This is a genomic window from Legionella sp. km772 (assembly GCF_003989735.1).
GTDB lineage: Bacteria > Pseudomonadota > Gammaproteobacteria > Legionellales > Legionellaceae > Legionella.
This window is the reverse complement of record NZ_RZGQ01000151.1, coordinates 1-6957: the sequence shown is the minus strand read 5'-3', so window position 1 is coordinate 6957 and position 6957 is coordinate 1. Positions and strand designations below refer to the sequence as shown.

The window sequence follows — 6957 nt, the reverse complement described above, 5'->3', positions numbered from 1 at the left end:
CAAGTGAAATAAAAAAATCTAAAAATCCTTCTTCCAGCTTCATTCCTATATCCATTTAAATGAAGCTAGCCTCTCATTATTTACCGATTTAAGCTAGATTTTTTTCATGAGGTGGCCCTGGAACCCGGTATTCCACAGTTGACTATTACTGATATTTATGATAATAAGCAGCAGCGCTACCAACTTCATATTAAAGTGCATAATGAAAGCAAGAAGCCTATTCCCCTCCTTATGGGGTTGCTTGACAGTACGGGAAGAGAGTTAATTGAGGAGCGTCTACTTTTAATTACTCAAGCAGAGATGAAATTTGAGTTTCCAGATATGGCTACCCGCCCAATCCCTTCCTTATTTAGGAGTTTCTCAGCCCCCATTTATTTATACCAAACGGTTAGTAATGATGACTTACTCGTATTAATGCAGCATGATCCCAATTTATATAATCGTTGTGAGGCCAGTAAAAAATTAATTTTAAATCTTGTCACAGAATATTGCGCTAATCAGACCATCAACTATCCTAAAGCTTTATTCTCTGCTTATCGCAGCTTACTGCTAAACAATGATATAGAACCTTGGATTTTAGCCGAGCTATTAACTATAAGCAGCGAAGAAGAATTAATTGCTTCGTTTGAAAAGCCTCATTTTGAACTTTTAGCTACTGCTCGCCAACAGATCCAAAAAACTCTTGCTGAAGAATTGAAAAACGATTGGCCCACGTTATTTAAACGGATTAATGAGTATTTGCCTAATCCCAGTCCACAATTTGAGTTGTTTGACATAAAAGACGCAGGGATGCGTCGCTTAAAGGAGGTTTATTATTCCTATTTACAACACATTGATTTTCCAACAACTAAAAACGCTTTATTAAAACAATTTAAGACTAGCCTTATTTCAAATATGACTGAAACCATATCTTCTTTAAGTTTATTAGCGACAATGGGCTGTGCACAAGAAATGGATAGTGCTTTGCAACAATTCTATGATTATTGGAAAGATGATACCCATGCCATTAATTATTGGTTTAGGATTCAAGCCTCTATCCACTCCAACACAGTTGTGAAAAGAGTGGAGCAATTATTAGATCACCCTGCTTTTGACATCCTAAATCCTAATAAGGTTTATTCCTTAATGGGTAGCTTTATCATGAATCCTTACGGTTTTCATAATAGTTCAGGCCAGGGGTACAAATTAGTTGCTAAAATAATTCTAGTACTGGATAAGCTTAATCCACCTCTCGCAGCTAATTTAACCCAAAAATTGATCGCTTGGGAAAAATATGATGAGCTAAGAAGAAAGCTGATGCTAGAATGTTTAGTCTTTATAAACAAAGAAGCAATTTCCACGGATGTTAAGAATAGCTCACATAAAGGTATTAAAGCCGATTAAATCATTTTTAAGTGGTAGCTTAAATGGGATTCAGCTAATATGAGCAGACTTATCCATAATGAGTTTGTTCATGTCTTTCGCATTATTAGATTATTTCAATGTTTATTCGCCCAAAGAGGCTCCTTTTATGCACAAGCAACTCGGGGCATGGGAAAAGAGTCAACCATTAAAGGGTTTAAACATAGTGCACCATGTCCCTGTGGTGGAAAATACATTATTAAAAATCGCCTGCCTTACTAAAGCTGGTGCCAAGGTTACGGTGACTCACCCTTACTCTTTTTGTCAAGCTAGTGAAGTCGCTATTGCTACACTTTCTAATGCAGGAATTCGTTTTATTGAGGATCCCAAAACGCTCAAAAACGAGTGCTTTGATCTTTATTTTGATTGTGGTGCCGAACTGTATCAAATTTTAGGCGCACCCCAAATTGGAGCCATTGAATTAACTGGCTCAGGCGATGAGTTTTATCGTCAGCAAGAGCTTTCTTTCCCAGTAATAAGCATAGATAGAACATTAACTAAACAATTAGAAACTGTTTTTGGTTGTGCAGAAAGTAGTTATACCGCTTTATCCTTATTAACAGGGATAGATCCCGCAAGCAAATCTTGGCTCATTTTCGGCTTTGGCAAAATTGGTCGCGGCCTAGCTTATTATTGCAAACAGAATCAGCTACCTATTGTTGTTGTCGATGTATGCGATAAGCAAAGACAACTCGCTCAGAGTTTAGGAATAAAAGCCATTCACCCTGAGGATAATGATCTTTTAAAAGAAGCTATTCTTAACGCCGATATTATTGCCACCGCTACCGGTAAAAAGGCCATTATGAATGCTTATCCGACCTCCTGGTTTAGTGGTAAAATATTAGCCAACCTTGGTGTTTATGATGAATTTGGTCCCTTGTTTAGAGAAGAACTGGTCTTGAATAATAAAAAGGCTCTTAATTTTGTATTAAAAGATCCGACCCCAATGAGATATATAGATCCTGAATTTTGGATACATAATCAGGCAGCATTACTCCTTTTATCAGACAAATTATCTCATGAAGTTCATAGTATTCCTGAAGAGCTAGATAAACAAATCATAGAGAACTGGTGTGCTTATCATTCGTTTCCTTTAAGTATGATTAAAAGATGGTTTATTGGCCGGGAAGTATTTAAAGAGGATAGTGAATTGGTGGGATAGGTCGTTTTCAGCGAGGGTAACCTATCTTCTTTGTTAAGATGCTTATGATATCAACTACTTTGCCCTTTTTTAATACGATGGAACTACGTTCGTATCAAATCGACTCCTTACAGCATAGCCATGATTATGCTCAGTTAGTCCTACCCGTTAAGGGTGTTTTAGACTTAGAAATAGGCCCTCATTCCGGGATGGTTAATCAGGATACCGCGGCTTTTATTGCTGCAGGGGAAAAACACTGTTTTAGTGGCAGTAATAACAATTTGTTTGTAGTTCTGGACATAAATACTCCCGTAGAACATTTATTTAAGAGCCCATTTTGTAGCCTTTCCGCCTCAGATAGAAAATTAATTTCATTTACCCAAACGTATTTAAGCCATAGCTTAGTGGATCATGTGACCCAAAATATAATTTCTCGCTTACTACTCAAAACACTAGCTCAAACAAATGCCTCACCAATTGATACCCCAGTACTAAAAGCAAAAAATTGGCTAGACACTCATTTTACTCAACCCATTAATATTAATCATCTTGCCAAACAATGTTATTTAAGTGCCAGCCAACTACAACGGCGCTTTAAAAAGGTCATGGGATGTACTCTAGCTGATTATTGGCGCAATAAAAAAATGGAGCATGCTGAGTACTTATTAGCTACTAGCACTTTATCCATTGAACATATTGCCTTTTCTCTTGGCTATGAGCATTTATCCACTTTTACACGTTTTTTTACTCAACAGTATGGTGAACCACCTTCAAAATGGCGTTTGAACCTAAATAATGCTTCTAAATGAAAAAACGATGCGCCATTTGGTAAAGTGAGTAAGAATTAATAGTGGTAAACTTTAAACATATTAATCCATGCTTGTATATAATGAAAAAGAAAAACTCCCTGTTTGGTCTAATTTTAGTTACTTTGGCACAGACTATGGTAGCGATAAATATCGTTACGTCCAAGAGCCTACTTAGTTCACTATCAAGTTTCGTTGTATTAATGAGTCGTTTTAGTCTGGCAGCACTGATATTATTTTTTTTACATTGGTGGACTTCTACTGATCGACGCTCCGTTCATTCTCATTTTATCAACTTAACAAAGAAGGATTGGATAAATATTGTTGCACAATCCCTAACCGCGGGAGTATTGTTTAATCTATTGATGCTATGGGGGTTGCACTATACTGATGCTAATAGCGCAGGCATTGTAACCAGCGTTTTACCCCTCATTATTGCTATTATGTCTTGGTTTATTTTAGGGGAACAATTTTCCACCCGCACTTTTATTTCGACTCTTATGGTAACGCTTGGTTTAATAATTCTGTCTTTCGGAGATTACCAAGGAGGCAGTAATACCTTAAGTGGAGATTTACTTATTTTATTGTCTTTATTTCCTGAAGGCTTGTATTATATTCTATCAAAACTCTATAAAATTCCTCTACCCGTTTTTTTACTCTCAGCCTTACTGAATGGTATTAACGCGCTCTTTTTTATTGGATTTCTTCCCTTCCTATCCTTTAATTATTTGAACTGGCAAAATGAACACACATTTTCATTGCTTATCCTTGGTTTAAGCTCGGGCCTATTTTATGTATTTTGGTACAAGGGATGTGAACAAGTTGAAGGGATGGTGGCCTCCTTATCTACTGCCATTATGCCGGTCACTACACTAATTTTGGCTTGGGTATTTCTCGGTGAGCATTTTACCTTGCTTCAATTTTTAGGCATGGGGATTATCATTTCATCAGTACTTATTTACTTAAAAAATTAAAATAGGGAAACTTCTTTTCCTTGGTTAATTTAAATACGACTGATATAGTGAGAAAGATCAATTAGCCTTGGACGCTTTATGATTTTAAAACCTGATCTAATTTATGCTGAATTTCTCAATCATTTTTTAATCATCATCCAAGATGAAGCGATCCAGAATGCTGCTTCCATGTTAGGTGGCTGTTTACGTTCTTGCCTAGTGTCTAGATTTACAAAAGATTTATGTAAAGATAGTTCTTATCTCCCATTAAGTGCAGTCATAAAATCTGGTTGCGTTGTTGATGGCATGATTGTGGCTAATGCTGAAGCATTACGCTTAAAGCTTTTTTATGATGAGCCGCGAATTCAAGGTGCGCTAAAACGCTTAGGAATTGATGGAATACGCTACAACCATATTCAACAAATACTTCTAGTGGCATCTTGCCAAGAAGCGTCAAATAGAGTATTGACCGGTGATTTTCAATTGTTCGCTGAAAATGCGGCCACAATTTCTAACAAAACTCATCAAGCATTCATACTGGATATAATAGGAAATCTTCATGTCAGGGCGCTTTCTTCAGTGGTATCTGAGTTAGCGTTTGATGGTCATTTTAAATTAACTGAAGCAAGCCTTGAGACAATAAAAAAACAACATAGGGCATTTATTACCGCATCTAAAAAAAATCCAGTCCTTGAGATAGCAGACACCGAGCTACTAGTTTTATCTAAAGAATCTCCTCTTATTATTCCTAGCCATGAGCGCATTCAAATTATTGATCAACTTGCTGTTCTTTTAGCAAAGGATAAACACGAGTTAAAACCTGGCGAGGGATTGGAAGACGAGGCGCATTTACATATTTTAAAACTTCATTGTTCTCTTTTAGAAATGAGTTATAAGGATCTCTGGCAAGTCAAGTCCCAATGGCTAGCTATTGGGGACGAGTTGATTGCAGGTGACACCAGAATTGTCTTGCCTTATTCAATCTCAAAAATTTTTGACATTATCAAAACTACACAAACCAAAAAAGAAGTGGGGCAATATCAAGCTGCTCTCCATGAAATTCAAGAAATAGCACGTAACTATGAAAGCGATTGGTACACATGGACTCGCAATCAGATATCTATTTTAGCCTCTGCTCCCTCTGTAAAACGATTTCTTAGCCTAAGCTTATCCTTTCCTCTAGACGCGAGTCCTAAAAAGATAAGCCCTATTGATTCCCCAAGCCTCTTCACTCATCTATTAAACTATGGTTTAAGCTTCTTTACAGAAGCTACGACGGTTGAGGAGGACAAATCCTCTAAAGATAAGACATTGAGTCTTTAATACTATTGAAGATTTTATCATCAAATGTTATACAGTCTGCGTTAAAACATTAATAAAAGGATCATTATGAAGTTCAAAACATTAAGTATTGCTCTGGGGCTTTCCTCTTTACTAAGTGGTTCACTTTTCGCCTCACAAGACCTATTGCTATTTAAAAATCAACGTGGTTCGCTCTTAGAGATACGGGTATTAGATGATAACCGTATAGAGGGAGACTTCACTACCGCAGTAGCGTCCAAAACTTGTCCTCAAGCTATTGGTATAAAAAGACCTATCACAGGATATATGATCGGTAATGCCCTGTCCTTTAGTGTTGTTTATCCTATGTGTAATTCCGTATTAAGCATCACGGGTAATTTAGATCAAGATAAAACTACCCTTGATACTTTATCCATTTTAAATAAACAAGCCGAGGATATTATTCATGAAGGTCCTGGGGCGCGATTTATTGGCCATGATTTATATAAAAAAGTAGATTAATTCTGCTGTCCTTGGCTCATCAGGCTTCTGAGGCAAGGACGCATTATTTTAAAAGGATGGAAAGTAAATTACTCCACCATTATGCACAATACCCTGACAATCAGCTGTTTTAGGCCAGGTTAATACATCATCATAGCGTGTAATTAGACAGGTCCTAACTGTTTTTTTAATACCAGTGATTTTAAAACTTGTAGTTCCCTGGGTTAATGGTACTGTTTTGTTAGGATCACTCCACAAAATGGCCTTGCCATTAACAGTCACTGACATATCTTTAGCAATGCCTAAGCCATACAGCTTGGCATCTTGATTTTGAGGAAGTGGATTAGGAAGGCCGATGTAATAATTCCCATTATTTTCTGTCACTAAGACCAAGCCTGAGTTACATAATAACCCCGTGTTAGGGATAATATTTAAAGCTTCACCAATCTTGCCAAAAATACAATTAGCAGAATTTTGATTCTGATAAGCAATTAAATTAATATTTTTAGAATCCGGTATTGTGCTTAGCGTTATCTGGGAGCCATTAGTGACTAATTCATTATTGAAATAGGCATAAGCACCCGAAGCCATACCAAAAATTATTGTTTTCGGTTGATTAGTTGGGGGTTGGTTTGGGCTATTCATATCAGGAATATCGGCAGGAAGATAAATATTAATTTTATTAGTAGCCTCTTTAACAATATTCAATCGCGTACATAACTCCCCAGCGCCTTTTTGCACGCTATCAGTATTAATACTCATGTTACGCACATAAACTTGTAGTTTGACTAAAAAGCATTAGAATTCCGCCCTTAATTTTAGGGAGGGAATTAAATGGATATGCTTGATCTTTATAGTGATTATTTGATTTTCC

At 36.7% G+C, this 6957-nt stretch carries 7 protein-coding genes; 6 read left to right on the top strand and 1 reads right to left on the bottom strand.

The genetic code is table 11. The annotated features are described in order from the left end of the window. Positions 1-111: 111 nt before the first annotated feature. From ELY15_RS12320 to ELY15_RS12295, 6 genes are all read left to right on the top strand, one after another. Complete coding sequence (locus ELY15_RS12320) at positions 112-1383, top strand: DUF3458 domain-containing protein (RefSeq protein ID WP_158617478.1); 1272 nt, start codon at positions 112-114, stop codon at positions 1381-1383. A gap of 70 nt (positions 1384-1453) precedes the next feature. Then, a complete protein-coding gene (locus tag ELY15_RS12315) occupies positions 1454-2563 on the top strand; it encodes an NAD-binding protein (RefSeq protein ID WP_127100461.1) in 1110 nt (369 codons plus the stop codon). Positions 2564-2607: 44 nt separating this feature from the next. Next, positions 2608-3351 carry an AraC family transcriptional regulator gene (locus ELY15_RS12310; RefSeq protein ID WP_158617477.1) on the top strand — a complete coding sequence of 248 codons (744 nt, stop codon included), beginning with the start codon at positions 2608-2610 and terminating at the stop codon, positions 3349-3351. A gap of 80 nt (positions 3352-3431) precedes the next feature. Beyond that, on the top strand, positions 3432-4322 hold the full coding sequence (locus tag ELY15_RS12305; protein WP_127100457.1) for a DMT family transporter: 891 nt from the start codon (positions 3432-3434) through the stop codon (positions 4320-4322). Positions 4323-4400: 78 nt separating this feature from the next. Next, entirely contained in the window at positions 4401-5624 is a 1224-nt protein-coding gene (locus ELY15_RS12300) for a hypothetical protein (protein ID WP_127100455.1), read from the top strand. Between the two features lie 66 nt (positions 5625-5690). Further along, positions 5691-6104 (top strand): avidin/streptavidin family protein, encoded by a 414-nt coding sequence (locus ELY15_RS12295; RefSeq protein ID WP_127100453.1) that lies wholly within the window; start codon positions 5691-5693, stop codon positions 6102-6104. Between the two features lie 48 nt (positions 6105-6152). Here the strand turns inward: ELY15_RS12295 and ELY15_RS12290 are convergent, their stop codons facing one another. Continuing rightward, on the bottom strand, positions 6153-6845 hold the full coding sequence (locus ELY15_RS12290; protein ID WP_127100451.1) for a hypothetical protein: 693 nt from the start codon (positions 6843-6845) through the stop codon (positions 6153-6155). Positions 6846-6957: the final 112 nt, after the last annotated feature.

Bases quoted from the DNA above. Each gene is read 5' to 3' on its own strand.
- ELY15_RS12290 (WP_127100451.1), bottom strand. From the start codon at position 6,845: ATGAGTATTAATACTGATAGCGTGCAAAAAGGCGCTGGGGAGTTATGT.
- ELY15_RS12295 (WP_127100453.1), top strand. From the start codon at position 5,691: ATGAAGTTCAAAACATTAAGTATTGCTCTGGGGCTTTCCTCTTTACTA.
- ELY15_RS12310 (WP_158617477.1), top strand. From the start codon at position 2,608: ATGATATCAACTACTTTGCCCTTTTTTAATACGATGGAACTACGTTCG.
- ELY15_RS12305 (WP_127100457.1), top strand. From the start codon at position 3,432: ATGAAAAAGAAAAACTCCCTGTTTGGTCTAATTTTAGTTACTTTGGCA.
- ELY15_RS12300 (WP_127100455.1), top strand. From the start codon at position 4,401: ATGATTTTAAAACCTGATCTAATTTATGCTGAATTTCTCAATCATTTT.
- ELY15_RS12315 (WP_127100461.1), top strand. From the start codon at position 1,454: ATGTCTTTCGCATTATTAGATTATTTCAATGTTTATTCGCCCAAAGAG.